This window comes from Halorubrum laminariae (assembly GCF_024494655.1).
In the GTDB taxonomy this organism is placed as follows: Archaea; Halobacteriota; Halobacteria; order Halobacteriales; family Haloferacaceae; genus Halorubrum; species Halorubrum laminariae.
Map to the genome: position 1 here is coordinate 1 of NZ_JANHDL010000008.1, position 18,620 is coordinate 18,620.

General features: G+C 54.8%; 25 protein-coding genes and 2 pseudogenes. 14 read left to right on the plus strand and 13 right to left on the minus strand.

What is annotated here, in order from left to right; translation table 11 throughout:
- Positions 1-384: 384 nt before the first annotated feature.
- The 3 genes from NO887_RS12965 (at position 385) to NO887_RS12975 (ending at position 2,227) form a co-directional block, all read left to right on the plus strand.
- A complete protein-coding gene (locus tag NO887_RS12965) occupies positions 385-1,158 on the plus strand; it encodes an IclR family transcriptional regulator (RefSeq protein ID WP_256418709.1) in 774 nt (257 codons plus the stop codon).
- A gap of 263 nt (positions 1,159-1,421) precedes the next feature.
- On the plus strand, positions 1,422-1,907 hold the full coding sequence (locus tag NO887_RS12970) for a hypothetical protein (RefSeq protein WP_256418710.1): 486 nt from the start codon (positions 1,422-1,424) through the stop codon (positions 1,905-1,907).
- 35 nt (positions 1,908-1,942) lie between these two features.
- Complete coding sequence (locus NO887_RS12975) at positions 1,943-2,227, plus strand: hypothetical protein (RefSeq protein WP_256418711.1); 285 nt, start codon at positions 1,943-1,945, stop codon at positions 2,225-2,227.
- Positions 2,228-2,474: 247 nt separating this feature from the next.
- Here NO887_RS12975 and NO887_RS12980 read toward each other — a convergent pair whose 3' ends face one another.
- Both NO887_RS12980 and NO887_RS12985 read right to left on the minus strand, forming a co-directional pair.
- Positions 2,475-3,275, minus strand: a complete 801-nt coding sequence (locus tag NO887_RS12980) for a hypothetical protein (protein WP_256418712.1) — start codon at positions 3,273-3,275, stop codon at positions 2,475-2,477.
- Positions 3,276-3,325: 50 nt separating this feature from the next.
- On the minus strand, positions 3,326-4,156 hold the full coding sequence (locus tag NO887_RS12985; protein ID WP_256418713.1) for an IS5 family transposase: 831 nt from the start codon (positions 4,154-4,156) through the stop codon (positions 3,326-3,328).
- Positions 4,157-4,210: 54 nt separating this feature from the next.
- Between NO887_RS12985 and NO887_RS12990 the strand changes: the two genes are divergently transcribed.
- On the plus strand, positions 4,211-4,438 hold the full coding sequence (locus NO887_RS12990; RefSeq protein WP_256418789.1) for an ATP-binding protein: 228 nt from the start codon (positions 4,211-4,213) through the stop codon (positions 4,436-4,438).
- 35 nt (positions 4,439-4,473) lie between these two features.
- Here the strand turns inward: NO887_RS12990 and NO887_RS12995 are convergent, their stop codons facing one another.
- On the minus strand, positions 4,474-4,647 hold the full coding sequence (locus NO887_RS12995) for a hypothetical protein (protein WP_256418714.1): 174 nt from the start codon (positions 4,645-4,647) through the stop codon (positions 4,474-4,476).
- Between the two features lie 348 nt (positions 4,648-4,995).
- Between NO887_RS12995 and NO887_RS13000 the strand changes: the two genes are divergently transcribed.
- The 3 genes and pseudogenes from NO887_RS13000 to NO887_RS18590 all read left to right on the plus strand — a co-directional run.
- A complete protein-coding gene (locus tag NO887_RS13000) occupies positions 4,996-6,444 on the plus strand; it encodes a cytochrome ubiquinol oxidase subunit I (RefSeq protein WP_144926621.1) in 1,449 nt (482 codons plus the stop codon).
- The gene (locus NO887_RS13005; RefSeq protein ID WP_144926624.1) at positions 6,437-7,432 is read left to right on the plus strand and encodes a cytochrome d ubiquinol oxidase subunit II; all 996 of its coding nucleotides are present in this window, start codon (positions 6,437-6,439) and stop codon (positions 7,430-7,432) included. Before NO887_RS13000 ends, NO887_RS13005 begins: the two co-directional genes overlap by 8 nt.
- 31 nt (positions 7,433-7,463) lie before the next feature.
- Positions 7,464-7,645: pseudogene (locus NO887_RS18590) on the plus strand (helix-turn-helix domain-containing protein); the annotation flags it as partial.
- Between the two features lie 372 nt (positions 7,646-8,017).
- Here NO887_RS18590 and NO887_RS13010 read toward each other — a convergent pair.
- Complete coding sequence (locus tag NO887_RS13010) at positions 8,018-8,311, minus strand: hypothetical protein (RefSeq protein WP_256418715.1); 294 nt, start codon at positions 8,309-8,311, stop codon at positions 8,018-8,020.
- 332 nt (positions 8,312-8,643) lie between these two features.
- Between NO887_RS13010 and NO887_RS13015 the strand changes: the two genes are divergently transcribed.
- Positions 8,644-9,162, plus strand: coding sequence for a hypothetical protein (locus tag NO887_RS13015; RefSeq protein ID WP_256418716.1), 519 nt, complete (start codon positions 8,644-8,646; stop codon positions 9,160-9,162).
- Positions 9,163-9,313: 151 nt separating this feature from the next.
- On the opposite strand, the gene NO887_RS18810 is transcribed toward NO887_RS13015, so the two are convergent.
- Together NO887_RS18810 and NO887_RS13020 are read right to left on the minus strand one after the other, a co-directional pair.
- Complete coding sequence (locus tag NO887_RS18810; protein ID WP_486606386.1) at positions 9,314-9,427, minus strand: DUF8139 family protein; 114 nt, start codon at positions 9,425-9,427, stop codon at positions 9,314-9,316.
- 73 nt (positions 9,428-9,500) lie between these two features.
- Entirely contained in the window at positions 9,501-10,697 is a 1,197-nt protein-coding gene (locus NO887_RS13020; protein WP_256418717.1) for a Cdc6/Cdc18 family protein, read from the minus strand.
- Between the two features lie 848 nt (positions 10,698-11,545).
- On the opposite strand from NO887_RS13020, the gene NO887_RS13025 reads away from it, so the two are divergent.
- Positions 11,546-11,968 carry a hypothetical protein gene (locus NO887_RS13025; RefSeq protein WP_256418718.1) on the plus strand — a complete coding sequence of 141 codons (423 nt, stop codon included), beginning with the start codon at positions 11,546-11,548 and terminating at the stop codon, positions 11,966-11,968.
- On the opposite strand, the gene NO887_RS13030 is transcribed toward NO887_RS13025, so the two are convergent.
- The 4 genes from NO887_RS13030 to NO887_RS13045 all read right to left on the minus strand — a co-directional run bounded on the left by NO887_RS13030 (position 11,965) and on the right by NO887_RS13045 (position 14,624).
- Positions 11,965-12,264, minus strand: coding sequence for a hypothetical protein (locus NO887_RS13030; RefSeq protein ID WP_256418719.1), 300 nt, complete (start codon positions 12,262-12,264; stop codon positions 11,965-11,967). The two genes, NO887_RS13025 and NO887_RS13030, sit on opposite strands and share 4 nt — an antisense overlap.
- A 555-nt stretch (positions 12,265-12,819) precedes the next feature.
- Positions 12,820-13,092 carry a hypothetical protein gene (locus tag NO887_RS13035; protein ID WP_256418720.1) on the minus strand — a complete coding sequence of 91 codons (273 nt, stop codon included), beginning with the start codon at positions 13,090-13,092 and terminating at the stop codon, positions 12,820-12,822.
- Between the two features lie 171 nt (positions 13,093-13,263).
- Complete coding sequence (locus tag NO887_RS13040) at positions 13,264-13,761, minus strand: hypothetical protein (protein ID WP_256418721.1); 498 nt, start codon at positions 13,759-13,761, stop codon at positions 13,264-13,266.
- Positions 13,762-13,772: 11 nt separating this feature from the next.
- Positions 13,773-14,624: a hypothetical protein gene (locus NO887_RS13045; RefSeq protein WP_256418722.1), complete on the minus strand. Its 852-nt coding sequence runs from the start codon at positions 14,622-14,624 to the stop codon at positions 13,773-13,775.
- A gap of 63 nt (positions 14,625-14,687) precedes the next feature.
- Between NO887_RS13045 and NO887_RS13050 the strand changes: the two genes are divergently transcribed.
- Positions 14,688-15,470, plus strand: a complete 783-nt coding sequence (locus tag NO887_RS13050; RefSeq protein ID WP_256418723.1) for a hypothetical protein — start codon at positions 14,688-14,690, stop codon at positions 15,468-15,470.
- On the opposite strand, the gene NO887_RS13055 is transcribed toward NO887_RS13050, so the two are convergent.
- The gene (locus tag NO887_RS13055) at positions 15,462-15,794 is read right to left on the minus strand and encodes a hypothetical protein (protein WP_256418724.1); all 333 of its coding nucleotides are present in this window, start codon (positions 15,792-15,794) and stop codon (positions 15,462-15,464) included. The two genes, NO887_RS13050 and NO887_RS13055, sit on opposite strands and share 9 nt — an antisense overlap.
- 40 nt (positions 15,795-15,834) lie before the next feature.
- On the opposite strand from NO887_RS13055, the pseudogene NO887_RS18665 reads away from it, so the two are divergent.
- From NO887_RS18665 to NO887_RS13065, 4 genes and pseudogenes are all read left to right on the plus strand, one after another.
- Positions 15,835-15,962: pseudogene (locus tag NO887_RS18665) on the plus strand (toxin-antitoxin system TumE family protein); the annotation flags it as partial.
- 32 nt (positions 15,963-15,994) lie between these two features.
- The gene (locus NO887_RS13060; protein ID WP_256418725.1) at positions 15,995-16,411 is read left to right on the plus strand and encodes an HVO_A0114 family putative DNA-binding protein; all 417 of its coding nucleotides are present in this window, start codon (positions 15,995-15,997) and stop codon (positions 16,409-16,411) included.
- Positions 16,412-16,649: 238 nt separating this feature from the next.
- The gene (locus NO887_RS18815) at positions 16,650-16,817 is read left to right on the plus strand and encodes a DUF7837 family putative zinc-binding protein (RefSeq protein ID WP_465262005.1); all 168 of its coding nucleotides are present in this window, start codon (positions 16,650-16,652) and stop codon (positions 16,815-16,817) included.
- 232 nt (positions 16,818-17,049) lie between these two features.
- Entirely contained in the window at positions 17,050-17,397 is a 348-nt protein-coding gene (locus NO887_RS13065; RefSeq protein ID WP_256418726.1) for a DUF6788 family protein, read from the plus strand.
- A gap of 49 nt (positions 17,398-17,446) precedes the next feature.
- Here NO887_RS13065 and NO887_RS13070 read toward each other — a convergent pair whose 3' ends face one another.
- Together NO887_RS13070 and NO887_RS13075 are read right to left on the minus strand one after the other, a co-directional pair.
- Complete coding sequence (locus NO887_RS13070; protein ID WP_256418727.1) at positions 17,447-17,884, minus strand: TRAM domain-containing protein; 438 nt, start codon at positions 17,882-17,884, stop codon at positions 17,447-17,449.
- Positions 17,885-17,983: 99 nt separating this feature from the next.
- Positions 17,984-18,277, minus strand: a complete 294-nt coding sequence (locus NO887_RS13075; RefSeq protein WP_256418728.1) for a hypothetical protein — start codon at positions 18,275-18,277, stop codon at positions 17,984-17,986.
- Between the last annotated feature and the right edge of the window lie 343 nt (positions 18,278-18,620).

The following is an 18,620-nucleotide window of genomic DNA, read 5'->3' on the forward strand; positions in this document are numbered from 1 at the left end:
CGCCGACTTCGACAGCTTCGTGACATCGCTCACTGTGAATGGACATCAACCGCCGGTCCAACCCCCGTTTCAGCAGTGAACCCACCCGTCAGAAGCAGTTAGCCGTAGACGCTTTGTGAGGTACTGATTCTGCTTGTCGTTCCGTGAGTTCCTGCTCAAGGTCAGCAAGGCGTGCGAGAACTGCTTCGTAGGAGGGGTCCGACGACATCATGAGCAGACGAGACGGGATGGTCTCCGGTCTGGAGACCATCCCTCGAAGATGTACTCGTTCGCCTGCTGCATTGATCTACGGTACCAATTGTGCGGCTCTTACGAGAGGCTACCGAAATCAACTGGGGGTAAACACGTACCACTTAAGTAACCCCGGTCCACAGTCTCTATGGAATGAGTAACGACACCGACCAACGTGGTTCGGATTCTACCATTCTTGAAATCCTCACGTTACTAGATAAACAAGGCACCGTCGGTGTCACCGAGGTCGCCGATAATCTTGATATCGCGAAGAGTACTGCCCATTATCACCTAAACATGCTTCTACGGAACGATTTCGTCATAAAGGATAAGCAGAAATACAAGCTTGGTACGAAACTTCTAGGCATTGGTATCCAAGCCCGCCGGCGTATTCCGCTATACAAAGCCGCGAAAGAAGAAATCAACAAGCTGGGCAGCAAAACGAACGAATTAGTAATATTGTCTATCGAGGAACGGGGGCTTGGAGTTTATTTATATAAGTCTAGCCACGGAAGTGCACTCGACATTGACGCGCCAATCGGCCGCACCGCTGCACTTCACAATCGAGCCCTCGGAAAAGCAATGTTGGCGCACTTCCCCAAAGAAAGAGTCGATCAAATAATTGAACAGCACGGGATTCCGGAAACGACAGATCAGACGATCAGCACCAAAGAACAATTGTACATGGAGCTAGAGCGGGTTCAAAAAGAAGGAGTCGCGTTCAATCGCGAAGAGCATATCGAGGGGATCAACGGTGTCGCTGTTCCCATCCTCAACGCCGATGGAAACGTTCTCGGTGCAGTGAGTATCGCCGGTCCAACCAACAGGTTTCAGGGGACGACATTCACCGAACAATACCCGTACCTACTTTCAAAGACACGAAATACGATCGAACTGGAGCTTGAACACAGCGACTACAATTCCTGAACGACGAGTCACGAATGATGTTATCTGCCGTCGGTCGGTTTGCCCGATGACTGTCCGAACTATGCGACAGAAACAATCCCGAGTAACAGTAGTGCGATGAGATCAATGACGGAAGAAATTCACATCTCTTCTGCTGACCAAAAATCACTTGAATCTCAATTCGATACGGTCGTAGACGCCCTCTTCGTTGAATAAAGAGAGGATCGGATCAGTCCGGATAACTGGTGTCTTGATACTTCTCCTTCTTCACCGGAGCGCTCACCGTGTACTGGCTTCAAGATGTACTATTCAACGGACCAAACATCAAGGAGAAAACAGAGGCCCCGAGATACGACAAAATTGATACTGATCTTCCCGTACTGTATCCTCGGTTTCCTAAGAGTTGGATACTTGGCTTCGGGATGATCTCCGGCTTAATCTTTGCTGCTGGACTGTTCGTACCAGCCTTCACGTTTCCGTTCGTCGATGCACCAGCTATTACATCTTCCATCGTCACAGTTCTTGTGAAACAGATCATGGTTATCGGGGCATCGCTACTGTTCTCCTTCTTCCTGATCTTCCTCGAAGAACGTCGACTTGGCACCCGTGACAAGGACATGGTCGAAGAAATCAACATATTGAGGACAGAGAATCTTGGGCCGAGTATCCCGACTGGATCTTGGACGTTGGAGAACAGTTCCACGAGGAATTCCCCACCGGCTCCGCGAATTGACGTAGTACATCTGCAGTATCCCCTTAGTACCGAATAGGTACATTGAGGGGAGTGACAGACGAGAAGAGAATCATGAGTCCGACTGTCCACGAGGTTCGTAACGAGATTCGATCGGCGACAGGTCGCTTCGAACGGGAGTTCGAGGCGTCGTTCACGAAAGAGGAGCTGCAGGCGATTTGTGAGGCTCTTGAGGTCGATATTGGGGAGGTAGAGCGGCCGGCGACATCCCAGATGCGTCGACACATCCGGGCGGAGACCGGCATCGCGGAGTCGCTGGAGGCGGCTGACGACTCTACGTTTCGGAAAGCTGATCTTCAAGTGATTGCTGAGAGGGTCGGGGCACTCTCCGAACCGTAGACACCAGTCAGTCGGCCAATGTGGTTACTGCGATTTCGAGCGATACTCTAACAGTCGTTGGCAATTTGGGACAGTTATTCAGGTGAACCTACCGCCAAAACAATAGAGACAGAGTGTGTGTAGAGAAACTGCTACTCGCCTAGGAAAGTTCTCGGATTTTGTTTATTTGCCCCAACGACCACACCATCACTTCAACTGGAATTGCATGTCCAATAGATCAGCGAGAATAGGTCTACATAAGCCCCTATTATGATTCTTTCCAGCTATAGTTGGTGTTCTGTAGAAGGTTCTCACAATTCTCGCATTCTCTAAATCGAACACCGTGATAGATCGTAACTTCAGTTCCGTCCTCAATCTTTTCTTCTTTCAAACTAGGATGCCAGTATTTACCTATAGAGCGGAGTGAGAACGGAGCACCACATTCGTCACAGGTCGTTCCGACTTTCCAGTCCATGTAGCCTATCGGAATCAGAAAAAGAGCAAGACTTACTGCGATTTGAAAGATTGGCAAGTCATTCACTGAGTAATTGAACGGAGAAATATCTGCGATTGTGGAAAACCCAACTGAGTTGAGCCCACCGGAGGCCATCATCTCGATCAGGATAATCAAGAACCAGCTGCAACCTATGGCGACCGTTAGGACTAGAAGGGCCCGTATGTGTCTTCCATGAATATACTGACTCGACTGAATCCAGTTTGAAATCTGATTCAGAACAGAACCAAGGTTCCTCCATGAATCATATCCAGAATCATTGCCCCTTCTCCATTGAGGGCTGTTGTTTACTTTCTTGAGGTTCTCCCGGGGATCCTCTGACCAATCTATAGGATTCGGTGCGTCTGAGGACATTTTTTGATTCTCATGTTTGCGCTCGACTGAGCGGTTGATATCAAGTGATAGATCAAGTCTGCTCTCACTTCCGATGAGGCTGGGGACACCAAGAATTATGGTGACAAAAAAGGAGGCCCACGGTAAGATCGATTGCCCACCAATGAGATGGATGATAACCATCACCGCAAGTGCAAGAGCTACTAGGCCAATTGTCTTCAACAGAAGTTGGTATGATTCGGCTGTGTTGAATCGCTGTAAGGCGGAGAGATTCACGGTGTGACGAAGCGTTTGATGTTATAGACGACACACATCAGCGCGATTTCACGGAACTCACGGAACCACGACCGCGCTCGCACGGCGAAGCCGAGCGAGCGCTTCACAGCCGAGTTCACGGTTTCGGTCATAGAGCGCTGATTGTAGCTGTTATCGTCGATTCTAGCGTTGTGCGCGTGGTCGTACGGAGCGAAGATGCGGTGCTTGATCAGCGGTCTGATCCCGAGCTTGTGTAATCCTTCACGAAGCGATTGCTTGTCGTAGCCCTTATCGGCCGCGAGAGACCGCAGATCGCCCGCATTCCGGCGGGCGATCTGCTCAGCGAGGTCTGCGTCGCTTCCTTCCCGATTTGTTGAGCAGTGAACGTCAAGGACGGCTTGAGACGCTGTATCGACGAGTTTTGTGACTTTGAGCTTTTGAACGCGGTAGCTGATTCGCTGGCAGTAGTGGCGGCTGGCTGGTGAGCGGTCGTAGAACGTGGCGTCGATCGCGGCGTGTTCAGAGAGATCGTGCAGCTGCGCCGACTGGCGCAGCAGCACTCGACAGACGCTCATGCTGATCCGGTCGAACGCCTTACACAACGTGGACGGCGCGGGGAGATCGGCCGCTCTGAGGCCGATCTCTCCGGTTATTTGTGGCATCTCTTTGAGCAGGTCGATCGTCATGCGGTAGGATGAATCGAGGTAAATCCGCAGACAATGAAGGGAAACGAGTGCATAGTCGGCGAATCCGCCGCCACCGTCCGGGGCGGCGGATTCGCCTCCATCGCCAGTAACTCTTTTTGCAACCGGCACAACTTCTCCGATGAAGCGGGAGATTTGGGTCATGAACAACTGAAGTCTCCCGCTTCAGCTCCTTTGATTTAGCGGCCTACCTCGCTGCTGTATGGCGATTCAACACAGCCCCTCGAAGACAACGGCCCGGGAATTCCCGAAGGAAACCGAGACCGAGTATTCGAGCAGGGGTTCACAACGAAAGACCATAACGGCGGTACAGGAATGGGAATGGCGAGTGTCCGGCAGATCGTCTTGGCTCACGACTGGCGTATCGAAATCGGCGAAAGCAACGATCTGGGCGGTGTACGTTTCGAGATTCAGACTAGGGTGTGACATCCTCCTCGCCGGCTTTGTTGAAATCCTATTCTTCAGATTCTGCCGTGAAACAGCCGGTCGATAAGTACTGCGAGGAACTCGTTAGCAACGTCGTACTCGACGCTATCGATCCGCGTGAATCGTTCGTACTTTCCCGGTTCGTCGAGGTCGGGGAGCTGGTCGTCGATGCCGTCCGCGTCGCCGCCGGTGCGCTCGGCGTCACTCACCGGGACCACCTGCGAGCGCGGAACTGCGAGCCGAACCGTCGCTGATCGAGGACTGTGCCTTCCGGGACCCACCGCTGCGGTGGCGACCCGAACTGTCTTTACCGGAGAGGTAATTCGTACTCATGCCGTTTGCGCGGCAGGTCGGGGGCGTTCCTGCGCCCGCGGCCATTCTGAGACCAGTATCCTGCTCTCGTGGCCGACTTCCCGCCTTAGAGTTATCGTATACTGATACGGTGATTGAGGCGTACAAAAAGTCCGGTTCTAATAATAAAAAAACTGTTGGGGTGAATACTCCAAAGTGGGAACCGTGTGGCTACTCAAAAGCTATTGTGCCGTAGCGCAAGGTGAATGGGTCCAATCACACTACTGGGTGCCGTTGACCCAGTATGGGTGGCGTTCCTCTCTCCGGAACTCGCGAGTCGGATGCAGTTCGGATGGACAATCTCCGTTCACATCATCTTCGCGTCCCTTTCGATCGGGCTCGCACCGTTTATTATCTACTTTACCTGGAAAGACGTGCGGACGAACGAGCAGCGGTATGCGCGATTGCGCTCGTTCTGGGTGAAGGTTTTCGGCGTCGGCTTCGTGATGGGTACAGTCACTGGGATTCCGATGAGCTTCCAGTTCGGTACGAACTTCCCACAGTTCGCCGAGGTGGCCGGTGAACTGATCGGCGGCCCGCTGGCCTTCGAAGCGAAGATGGCATTCTTCTTAGAGGCCGTCTTCCTCGGCGTGTTGCTGTACGGCCGCGACCGCGTCAAGGATCGGACATACGTCATCTCGTCAGTACTCGTCGGCTTCGGCGCCTGGCTGTCGGGGTTCTGGATCTTGATCGTCAACGCGTGGATGCAGACCCCACGGGGCTACGAGATGGTCACTCGCAACGGGATGGAGGTCGCCAAACTAACCGACCCGTTCGCCGCGTTCCTCACCCCGCGAATGCCCTGGATGTACGTCCACATGATGAACGCGTCGGTGATCGCGGTCGCACTGCTGGTCGCGGGCGTCTCGGCGTACATCGTCTGGAAAAAGCCCGACACTGAAGCCTGGAACACCGCACTCAAGCTGGCTGTCGTACTCCTGATCATCTCCGCACCGTTCCAAGCAGTCCACGGCGATGCCTACGGCCGCCATGTCGAGGACACCCAGCCACAGAAGTTTGCCGCGATGGAGGCCCACTACGAGACTGGACAGGCCGACCTGCACCTGCTCGCGTTTCCGAAGTCCCCCGATGCACTCACCGACCCGCGAGCCGAGAACCTCGTCACCGTGAGCCTTCCCGCAGTCGGGTCGTTCCTCGCCAGTGGCGGGGACTTCGACGCCGAGGTTATCGGACTGAACGAGTACGATGAGAACCCCCCCGTAGCACTCGTGTTCTGGTCGTTCCGTTTCATGGTCGGACTCGGGTTCTTGTTTATCGGGCTGTCGCTGTGGGGCGGGTACCTCACGTACCGCGGGCGGCTGTCTGACAGCACACGCTACCTGAAGGCGATGATCGCTGCATCGCCGCTCGGCTACGCCGCGTTGCTCACCGGCTGGTACGTCACCGAGATCGGCCGCCAGCCGTGGGTCATCCAAGACGAACTCAGGACCAGCGAGGCAGTCTCCTCGACACTAACCGGGGCGGAGGCGACACTGACCCTGGTCGGGTTCGTCGTCGTCTACGTTGGGCTGGTTCTGACAGCCCTATACGTCCTGAAGTGGCTGGTCCGGGAAGAACTCCAAGCGCTCGGTGTCCGAGAGCCGAATGAAGGACGCTGGCACGGTCCGATCCCGGGAGTGAGTGACGATGACTGACCCGTTGTTGCCCGTCGACGCCTACCTCGTCGAGTCGCTGCCGGAGATCTGGTTCGGCGTCGTGCTGTTCGCACTGGGGATGTACGTCGTCCTCGACGGGTTCGATTTCGGCATCGGAATGCTGTACGCGACCCGGACGGACGAACACGAGCGGGAGACGTTCCTGTCGGCGTTCGGCCCGGTCTGGGATGCCAACGAGGTGTGGGTCGTCGCCTTCGGGACGATGCTGCTGGCGGCGTTCCCGCGCGTGTACTCGCGCCTGCTGGCGGACAACTATATGCTCGCGCTCGGGTTCGTCGTCGCGTTGGTGTTCCGCGGCCTCGGTCCAGAACTCCGCGAGCAGCGCGACGACGAGCGCTGGAAGCGCTACGCCGACTACGCCTTCATCGGGGGCAGCGTGTTCGCGCCACTGCTGTTCGGAATGCTCGCCGGCCGCTGGCTGTTCGGCGGGGCGACGCTACCGGTGGCGTTGACTGGCGTCGGCCTGGTCGCCGTCTCAGTCGTCACAGGCGCGGCGTTCCTCGCGGCCAAAACCGAGCCCAGCCTGGCGTCAGAATTGCGTACGTACGGCATCGGTGCGACACTGGCGTACCTTGGCGGTGTGGGCGTGCTGCTGGGAACTGTTGTCCTGACCGACGCGGGTGGCGCTGCCGACGCGGTGCTCTCGCTGCCCGTCGCTGCAGTCGTCGCTCTCTCGATCGCTGTCGGGCTGGGCGGGAGCGTACTGGCCAGACGCGGCCGGTACCGAGCCTGGCTCGCGAGCGCACTGGCACTGCCCACACTGTTGACGATTTTTGTCGCAACTCTGCTGTACCCGACGATTTATCCACCGACCGGTCTACTGGTTAGAGAAGCGGTCGTGTCGCCGCTGGCGCTGAACCTCGTGACCGTCCTTGGGTTCCCGGTCCTGCTGCTGGTACTGTGGTATTTCAAGTTCCTCTACGGAGTGTTTAGCGGCCCAATCGAGGATGAGGGCTACGGGGGGTAACCCCACCAACCTCTCGTCGTTCCATTCTCCGCTCAGTACTGGTGACTCTCCGATCAGGGATGTGTACGATATGATGGAATCACATCCTCGCGATAGTGTATCACTCTCGGTGTCACACATCACCAGTGCCGGCAACTGGAACGCGACAGAGCATATCGGCTTCGGACTGCCGAGGACCGCATTATGTCGCAGTTTGTCGAGCAGACACTCTAGCTGGGGCCATCGAAGAAAGATAGTTCCAGATGCAGTGAGAACGCCGGTCTCAACTTCTGGAAGGAATTATCGAATCCACGGCTTCGTGGTCTTGTCTTGGGGTTCTTGGGAATACTTGGGTTACTCATTCACTTGGGTCTTGTACAGCGGTGGACCTGACACTTACCAATCCTCGAAACCCACGCTACTGCTAATTCGCTATCTGCTTCACCTGTGTTGACTGATCCGGTCTGATCGTATCTGGGGATAAGTCTGTGTGAGATTCACACGCTGTATTCAGCAAATCGTTGAGAACATATCACCGGTTGAGGATTTTAACAGAGCCAATTCGACACGTACGCACGACTCGGGGTTGAGCAGGTAGGGTGTGTGTCAGTGGAGGTCAATATCGGTGGCCTCCTCCAGCCGCTCAACACGCTCGCGCAACTCTTCGAGGTCAGGATCCTCGGTTCGGGCGTCCTTCAGCGGGCGGATATTGGTGAGCGCGTCGTCGACGCGCTCGTCCTCGGCCTCGCCGGCGAGGTAGAGGTCGCGCCGATCTTGGTGGAGGCTCCGGAGCGCCGACTCAGCGATGCCGGTGTCGTCGGCGACACTTGCGAACGACTCACCGCGGTCGCGGGTCCGTTTTCGCTCATGTTTTCGAGGATACGCTGTCAATTTAAACAAGTGGGGGTTACTGCGGTTTCGTGTATACCACTACCTTCTCAGCGCTGTTGAGATCAGCTGTCAGTAAAGAGGGGTACTGGAACAGCAGGATAGGCTCAGGAGTTGGTATGTGGACCACTGGAAGACTTACAGAGTGTATGTAGCAGTCTTGTCGTAGCATCTCTTGAATATTGGAGTCAGTGGCTCTGTTGAAATTCTATTCTTCAGACCAAACTGGGCTGAAACAGCTGGTCGCTGAAGAGTGCTTACTAAGTAGCAAGTTCGTTCAGGCTCAAAGCTTCTCTCACTAACTTTCACTAGAATTATACCAGACTATAATTTAATATCATCTGATGTCCTCAGCCAACCGACAACAACAACTTGATGAAGTTCTTGAACATTTCTACGATGGGTTCATTGATCCACAACCTCACACATTCTATATTACTGCCGGACACGCAATCCAGCAAATTGAAGACATACTGGACGTTGATAGCAGGGAAGCACAAGACGTGTGGCAACTCTTCAACGACCGTTACGTGATTCAACGCCCAACAAAGAATGGCGACCTTCTCTCGCATGAGGGAATTGAGCGAGTAGATGAAATACGCGACGACGTTCCTGTTGATGAGGAGCTTCAAGAAGATCTTGTAGACTATCTTTACGACTATTATCTTGAGAATCCCAGCCGGGCAGCAGTTGAGCGTGACCAACTTCTCACTGATTTTGATGTATCGGAAACGAAGATTGACCTCAACCTATACATTCTAAAAACGGCTGGCTGGGTAGAGACGAATACTCAGATGGGTATTGGCGATGCTGGTTACAGAAGTGTAGAACTCACCGAGATGGGCCGCAGACAGCTCTCTTGAGTTTACACCGTTCTATCTACACCATGTAATCTCAACGGTCCCAATTCAAACGCACACTGCTTGTACTGAGTGATTGAAGATGAAAAACTATCAACTCCAGAGGATTTCAACAGAGCCGGATATTCGCATTACGCAAACTCGTGATAAATGTTTAATGTCGGTCGTTCAGCGGCGGGCGGAGATCGCGCCACCAAACGTCAACTGTGTCTCGGTCATCCATGCCGATGCGGTACAGTGTTGAATCGCCCAGACACTTGCTACATATTGTAGCAAAACAGCGACTTTATGACAGATTCTAGGACAAATTCATTCTCGCGCGCAGAAAAGGCCCGCTCAGGTCACGCCGACTTACACGCCTCGACGACAAGTTCGGGGGCATCAACGAGTTGGTTCACCGTATGGGCTCCCTTCCCCTTCCCGCGCCCCTTTCGGTCCTGCTCGATTAGCGAGAGGAAGGCCAGTTCGGAGAGCAGGTCGCGGACGCGACGGATCTTGAGCGGGTCTGTCCCTTCGCGTTCACAGACGACCTCGTACGCGGAGTACACCTGTTTTGAGGGGATCATGGCGTCGGTTTCGGTTGACTGCTGCATCTGGAGTGCGAGCCCTTGAAGTAAGTATTTCGAGTGCTCGGGTTGCTTCCCAATTAGTTCGGCGAGACGCGCTTCTTCTTCGCGTTCGTGGGCTTCGTCGACGTACTCGACACGGACCACGTCATCGCCGTGCTCGTCAGCAATTTCACCAGCGTACCGGAGAATGTCGATCGCCTTCCGGGCGTCGCCGTGTTCTCTTGCCGCGAGCGCTGCGACCTTCGGAATCACTTCATCGTCGAGGACGCCATCTCTGAACGCGTCCGCCCGTGAGGAAAGGATCGCGCGGAGTTGGTTCGCGTCATACGGCGGGAACACAAAGTCTCGCTCGGAGAGACTCGACTTGACGCGCTCATTGAGCGACTCTTTGTATCGGATCTTGTTACTGATCCCGATGATGCCGAGCGTGCTCTCCGAGACCTTCCCAGCTTCGGCCGCTCGGGAGAGTTGCATGAGAATATTGTCATTTTCAAGCTTGTCTATCTCGTCGAGAATGATGATCCCCACATCGAGGTAGGTATCGAGGATCGTCCAGAGGCGGCGGTAGTAGTCAGATGTGGAAATACCCGATGCCGGCACCGACACGGCGCTCATCTCATTCGCGTTGAATGACTCGGCGATCGTCCGGACAACCTGCGTCTCAGTGGATTCCTGAAAACAATCGATGTACGCCACGTCGACATAAACTCCGTTCTCGGAAGCAGCGTCGATCAGATCCTGTGTGATGTACTTCGAGCAGAGACTCTTTCCAGTCCCCGTTTTCCCGTAGATCAGCACATTATTCGGTGTCCCCCCGCGCTGCGCGTCCTTTATCGCGTTCGCGAGGTTACCAAGTTCCTCCTCGCGACCGATGATGCGGTCACCTTCCGGAAGGTGATTAACCCGCAGCAGTTCCTTATCGGCGAAGATCGGGTCGGGATCGCCGAAATATGACTCCGTGTCGCTCATGTGAAAGTGCACTCAGGCAATCAATATTAATCTTCGGCACCGGATTGCCGCTGTAAACACGGCGATGTCGTGACGGTGGTGACGAAACCCCGTTGTTTCTGGCGTTTTTGTCGCGATCTGCAACCAGCGCTCTAATTTCGAACCCCTCGGTGCCGCTGTAAACACAGGATCGGTGGGACACGCACACCCCGGATTGCCGCTGTAAACTCGATTGGTGCGAGTTCTCTACTCGAAGCCATCCTTGACATGAGAAATCGGTCGCGAGAGACACGTACACTCTCATACCTCTCGTCCAGAATGAGAGCAGTTACTCCGCAGTTCCTGTCTTCGACGCCAAAACGACATGGCGTCTCAGTAAGCCAAAAGTGTGGTACGGTAGCAAACAGCACGATATGTGATAAAGCTACTGGTTGCGTAAGTGTGCGAGGACAGCTCTGATAAGACAATGATCGGTATTTCGCCGGGTGGAGTCTATATTACGAGTGTTTACAGCGGCAACGTGGGGTGTGAGCCGGCTATGATGACGGGCCGGGCTCGCAACAGGAGTTTACAGCGGCAACGTGGGGTGTCGGCCGTGGCGTTATCGCGTGTCGTCCCGACGGCTGTCGTTTCACTCCCCACGGTTGTAGGCTGTAGATTAGCCACGTCCCGATAGGAGGCGGATGCGGAGCGGTGACGACAACAATCGCGACGGCGCCGGTGAGAGCAAGGAATAGTTCGGGAGCGACAACCGCGGGTGCTGTTCGTTACTATCGTATAGTACAACGGATAAGCGATAGAGTCTTTCGAACCTGACCCCGGCGTACACCGAAGAACTGTTTACCTCTTCCTGAGGAGTTGATGAAAGAATGGCCGATCGAGTGGATCTTAACCGCCTCAAATCCACTAGTGTCCTTCTCGCTCTTGGGGCGACAGGGTTGCTCCTACTTATTCTTAGCTTCATCATTGAGGTCCAGATCATATTCGAAAATCCTCCATTCGGTGATGTCACGGGTTTCCTCGGGGGAATTTGGAGCCTTCTTCTCGCGATCGCAACTCTTGGTTCGTTCGCTCTTGCTGTTCACAACTACCGACACGACGATGATCCTAGTGGGCCCTCCATGCAATTCAGTGTCAGGGGCAGAAACAACGATGTTGACTACCACGTACATATCGGGGGATCCGATGACTCAGATGAGTCAGCGCAGCAAGAAGATGAAGAAAATAACGAGGGTCCGCGTCCAGATTCGGTGTCCGAATACGAAGAAGCAGGGGATTCAGAAGAGCGCTAAAGATTTATCTCGCGCATTAACCATTCTCGTGCAGCCGCCGAGAGCATGGCTTCCCATGAATTGAACCCCGTGTGCTTGTCGACGTATCTGTCAAATTCATTTTCGTCGATCTTCTGAAAGTCTTCTTCTGATTCGACGGTCCAACGGCTCTTTTCGAAGAATTCAGAAATCGATTCGAAGTCTGTGTTTGTGGCCATGAATCCGTCAGTGAACAGCTCTTCCATCGGGATATCCTGATCAGACAGCCCGTCCAACTGATCAGCGAGTTCTTCGAACCCCTCGATCTGGACGCTCATAGTCGTATGATAGCCCAGCAAGATATTAAATGATAGGCCTGTAGGCCCCGCAGACTCGTCATATGGTTCTCAATCTAGACTTCCGTGTGTTACTATAGAATAGTAACGTACGGGCCGGATGGGGTCGGCGGTATCGTATTCGGTACCGATTTCGGTATCAGTCATGAGTGGGCGTCTGAATTGCTGACTATCCGATTTGGTTATTTGCTGCTGGTGGCTTGTCGTCGACGGCGCCGGTCGCTCCGTGGTTGTGGGTGTTTGTGTGTCCCCTCGGGACCAACAGAAATAGCGCGGACACCGTAGTGTGCTGCGGTGGTTCTCTGGTAGTAGCCCGCGACGAGGATAGTGCGTACGCGTCTTGGTCACGTGCGCCCCTGAGACGCGAAACCGTCCGTTTCGGAGCGACACAGGCAGCGTAATTCGCCGGCGCCGAGTCTCATTCGAGTCGAAACCGAGGTTTCGTGTCGAGAGCGAAACAACAGGCTAGCCACCCGATTCTGTAGAGTACTTTTGACAGCGTCATTCACGACCGCATATGATTCTTCAACCGAATATTCACATATTCCCATTCAGCAAGTTGTTCCTACTTCTAGACCATTCCTCTTCAAGTGGGTTGTCTGGTGGCCTGCCGATAAGCTTCGCGTCCTTACCTCCACGATATTCATACCGCACTACATCTCCAACATACTTTGAATCGATCTGGCCAAGATTGAGATAGCAGCCTTTGACGGCAATCAACCCATTTCCACTGTTAGAGATTCGTTTAACACAACCCCTGTAAATTTCACCTTCTTCAAAATCGTTCTGACTTCGTCTATCCCGAGGCATAGGAGTACTTCTCCAATTTACAGTTTAATAGTTGGGTACTCAATTAGTCAGTAATTATTAAAATGTTATGTGGGAATTCTACGAGTAGAAACACTGAGACGATTACCCAACGAGTCGATCGAGCTTCTCCCAGTTGATCTGGAGGAACCGATGACCGATGTTCGTCAGTTTCTACGCTCCGTCGTGGCGTTCCATGCACGTCGCGAAGTCGTGTCGCTCGGAGCGCCACCGTCGGATCGTCCCTTTCGGGATGCCACACTCGTCAGCTACGTCGTCGAGCGTGCGGAGGCCCTCGGGATCGGCCAGTTGGATGCCCTCAAGCGTCTGAATCATATTCGAGTGCATCGACTTCATGATCTTCCCGATCCACATTTCGAGCGGCTTCGGGACGTTGTTCTCGTCGACGACGCGCCGTTTCTCTTCGTTCATTGCGTCGTCGGCGTTCTGGAACGAGAGACTGCGCTCGGAGCGCTCCTCAACGCGCTGGAGGGAAAGATCCGACCGGATCGGTTCGTCACGACGCGCCTCGACCGCGGCGTCGATGAGTTGTGTCGGGACCGGATCGGGCGGCGTCACATCATCGACCGTCATGGTCACCGGGACGTGTTTTCGGATATCCTCCCAGAAAACGTGCCACTCGCCGTTATCCGGGAGTTTGTCGTTATCCACGTCGATCGGCTTCACGTAGCCCGACCGCGTGTTGATGTATACGTCTTTGTCTCGGTGCCCAGTGATCCACCCGGTGCCGCGGCCCTCGAACACCCGTGCGCCCCACGCCTTCGCGTAGCGATCTCGCCAGTGTTCGTCGCCGAGGCCGAGCCCGCAGCGTGCGGCCCGCCAGTTAGTCGGCCAGTGCTCTTCCCGTCGTTGATCAGCATTCCCCAGCCGACGCGGAACGACGCGAGTTGCCCTTTCTGCCGGGGAGAGAAGTTGCACGGCCGGTCGAGCGTCATAATCTCATCCTCACCGAGTTGGAGGAGGATCTTGATCGGCATGTTCGTCCGGACGGGCTTGTACACGTCATTGAGCTTTTGCGTCGATCCGATCATCATCATCCGGCGACTCCCGCCCCGCGTCGCAATCTCGTAGATCGTCGTCTGGAGCGCCTTCACCTCGGTCTTGTACTTCGCGTTCCCGATGACGGACGGCGCGATATCTTTCAGCTCACGGATTTCGAGCGGCGCTCGCGGGAGCCGGGAGTTTTTGTCGCGCTTCCGGAAGATGAGACGGAGCCACAGATTTAGAACGAGGTACTTGAGCGCCTCATTCCGTGGTTTCAGGAAGTTGCAGTTCAAGACAGCGACGCGCTCCTGATCGCGGAACACCTCCCCGATATCGAGGTTGGTCTCGGCGTCCGGCCCGGCGATCAGGTTCCGGACGACCGCCTCGATCGAGTGGTTGTCCTTCTCGACGCGCTCGATCAGGCTGTCGGTGATTCGCTGATCGATCGCTTCGCCGACGCTGATCGGGTCCTCGGGCTGGACGCTACTCGCGTTACTGGGGTCTTGTGTGTCTTGGTGAGTCTGGCACATATGGGAAATTTGCGGCTGTTGGTGGGCTTGTACGCTTTTGTACGATGGTGGCTAAGTCTCGGTGTGCCACGCGTCCTCCTCGACACGCAATTCTGGATTCAGATGGATCGAGACACGGAATCGTTCCGCCGGTTCTACTCGCGTGTCTCCAACTCAGACGATATTGAAGTTCTATTCTGCTACGGGAACCTGATGGATTTGGTTAAAGCGGATCATCAGGACAACCTCTCCGTCATTCTGTCTGAGACCGTCGATACGTATATCCCTGTATTACCCGCTGAGGGGGAAGAATACCAGTATTCAGACGATCCCATTGACGTGATCCCGCAGGTGACTTCGCGAAAATTACTCAGACAGTACACGTCTAATGCTCCGGAAGACGCAACTATTCGGGCGATTGTCGCCACCTCTGATTGGGGTAGTCCTGATGATGATGATTGGAAGGAGGCTGTGAGAGATTGGAAAGAAGTCCACGACGAGTATGGATTCGAGTACATGCTATCAATCGCGTTCGATGACTATCTGAAAGAGTCTGAGGATGGTGAGACGCTCGAATTAGATATTCGGGATATCGACATAGCCGAGTACGCAAAAAAGATGGTAATAATCCATAGAGCTTCTCTACTCGGCCCTAATGAACGTCTGAGCGAGAATGACTTTGCTGATCTCGAAATCGTTTCTGCGGGTATTATGACCAGTTGTGATCTCGTTGCGATCGAGTCGAAGTGGAAAAACGTAGACCTTTTCGAGCGGGTCAACGAGCATCTCACCGCCGATCCAATAACCGTCGTGAGCGATTTCGACGACTTAATCGCGGAACTTGATGCGCTACTCGACTCAGAGTGAGGCTCCCCCGACTGACATATCCACATCAGGGAGGTCGAAGTCCGGTGCGTAATCGGGCTGGTACCGCGACGAGAACTGCGCGTCGGTTACGATCGCCTCGGGCGTGACGTGCTCAGTCCGCAGGCGGACGACCGACATGGACTTCTGGCCCTCGGTGGGTGTTTCCACGTCGACGTGCTCCTCGACGAGCGCGTACGGCACGACCGATTCGTAGGCGTCGGCAACGAGCCGCGAATCGTACCCGATGCCACCGATCCGGTCTTTGTCCCGCCGGATGATGCGATCAGCAAGGCGGTTTTTCGGCAGGTGACTCGACGGCGTCACGCGTCGCGTCGTACTCGTGGCCGGGACCGTACTTCGCCTCCATCCGGACGCAGCCGGCGACCTCGACGACGTCGAGTTCCCGGGGATGGAGGACCGGCTGTCGAGTTCTGGGCGAGTGCGGACGAGTACTGGGACGCCGTCGGCGGCGAGCCGCCCCAGCCGCACTGATCGAGCACCACTCGACACACAATATCCCGACCATGACCACACTCCACATCACCGTCGACGACCGAGAATCGCTCCGTGAGGACGCGCTCCAATTCGCCCAAGACGTTGAGGCCGACGATCTCGACGATCAGGATGGAACAGCAACGCTCCAGTTCGGCACCTACGACGGCTTCGTCGACAGTCTCACGCCGCTGCGCCTTGAGCTCGTCTGGGCGATCGCAAAAGAGGCGCCCGAGAGTATGCGCGAGGCAGCGCGTCTCGTCGAGCGTGACGTGTCTGACGTCCACTCGGACCTGAAACAGGTGGAAGTACTGGGCATCCTCACGCTCGAAGAGGGTGGGCCCAGCGGTGCGATTCAACCCGTTGTTCCGTCCGACCGCATCGAGGTCCACATCGACTACCCGCTCGTCGATAGCGGCGACGCCGATGGGACTCCCGCGAGCGCGTAGTCACCACCCACCGCTCTCGGAGTGTGCTATGAGACTCTCGTGCGATGACTACTCACGACCTACCATCACGCTGCCGTCCCGAAACAGTACTTTCACTCCGCTTGCCCGAACTATAAGTCACAGAGTCTCAAATTTTGAGGAGAGGGAGCACTGCTGAGCGGTTTCAACAACCGGATCAGCTCCAAAACAGTGTCACACGCTCCCTCTCCCCCTCAAAGTAGCCCGTGAACTCGTGAGAATGACTCCTAATGACCCAGAGACGGTCCGTGGCGACTGCTTATTCTGTGGCGAGACAGTCACCGGTCGGCACGCAATCATCCACTATGAGACCACTAGCGGTAACACGGGCGTGTGGGCCGAATGTCCAAGCTGTGGCGAGATCGTTGACCCCACCGATGCTCAGTAAACAGCTCATCCATCAGATTGTGAGGTTCGAGCCACCATCGACAGCGCACCACGAATGCCGTCACTGTGGGTACAGCGTGGAGAAGGACATCAATGAATGTCCACAGTGTGGATCTCACGAAATTGCGGTCTACAATCTCGAGTAATTGCTGAAGCGCTCACGGTTGGTAGACTAGGTTCGACGCCTTATGTATCACCCGAACGCTAATATGGCCCCGACTGTTACATAAGGTATGAAGCAGCCGTCACCACCCACCTCGCTCCCGAAGTATCTCACAGAGGGGCTCCCGAAACAGGATACGGAGACACTCCACGAAATACAGAACTACGTTGAGGTGCTCATTGAGTATCGCAACCAGTCGGTTGACACCGACGAGCTCCCCAAGACTGCCGAGCCCGTCGAGGAGGCCGATAGCGCAGAAAGCGGGACCGTTGTCAAAGAGAAGGTCACCTGTGGCGACGACAGTTGTAAATGCGCAAGCGGGAATCCCCCGGATATGCACGGTCCGTATCTCTATCGCTACTATCGTGAAAACGGGACGATGAAATCGGAGTACGTCGGCAAGCCGGGAAGTGAGTAGTAGTGTGAGGAGCTTTCGATAACCACCCGTTCGTGTCAACCTACAGGTCTTAGACTTCCCCGCGAGGGGTGTCATCAACGACATCCGCGAATGCAACGTTTTCGCGAACTTGTCGCATCTCGACCGTGACACGGTCCCCGATGTTTGTTTCGGGGACAATCACGACATAGCCGCGCTCAACTTTCGCGATTCCGTCGCCTTGGTCTCCGAGATTCTCGATCTCTACTTCTCGCTGCTCACCTTCCTCAACAGGCGGGGTCTCAAGCTCTTGCTGCTGGTCTTCGTGGTCAGTAGACGGTTCAAAATCAGTCGTCTCTGTGTCCTCAGCATCTGGTGTTGATGTCGAGATGAGCGCAACACGGTACGTCTCATCCGCAGCTAGTGTCCCAGTGGCGATCTCGCGTTTCGGCACAGTGATCTGGTAGCTGCCATCGTCTTCCTCAACAGCCGCAGTATACAATGTCTGGAGCGACTCAGAAATGTCCATAGTTGCGTGTACGCTGGTTCGTGTTCGATAACTTATTTCTAGCGTTCCTGTTGCTCTCAGCTGATCACCGTTGTTGCGGGCGAGAGATCTATAGACGAGTCAGGCCTTATCGCCACGCTCAAACACGACAGCAAGGTCGTCAAGAAGCTCCTGTGGTGACCGACCATCACTACGAGACGAGAGAGGTGCGTCCCAGCATTCGATCTTGAGTGTCTTCGCATTCGATACTGGCTCTGGCTCAGTTACCACATTGAAGATGCCAGTGCGATAGATGGCTAGTAGTCGGTGATCATGGACACCGACATAATCGATGCCAGCCTGACTTAGGGCTGTAGGAATGTCAGTCGGCTCAGATAGCGAGACTGAGGCGCTTGGTGACGCCGAGTCGCTCATACTTTGATTTCGCACATCACAGTCATAAAGACCCGCCTTGAGGAAGATCAGGATGCAGCATTTTGCCAGTTGCCGTGGCCGGTCTGTCGTTTCCCAACGAGTACTGCGGGACAAAAGTATACAAGCGTGAGTGATAGGTTTGTCTGTAATTAACCAACAGAAACAGCGGAACTGCCAGCTTGTTGGTTAATTCTGAGCCTATCCTCAGATGACCTTGCCAAGGTCCCCAGTACTGTCTCGGTGGGGTGACAGCGGTCGTTTCGCGAGTTCCGTCTGTCCTGATTGAGATGGAGAGACACTCAGCAGTTTCAAAGATTTCACGCGAAGCAGACAGCCCCACGCC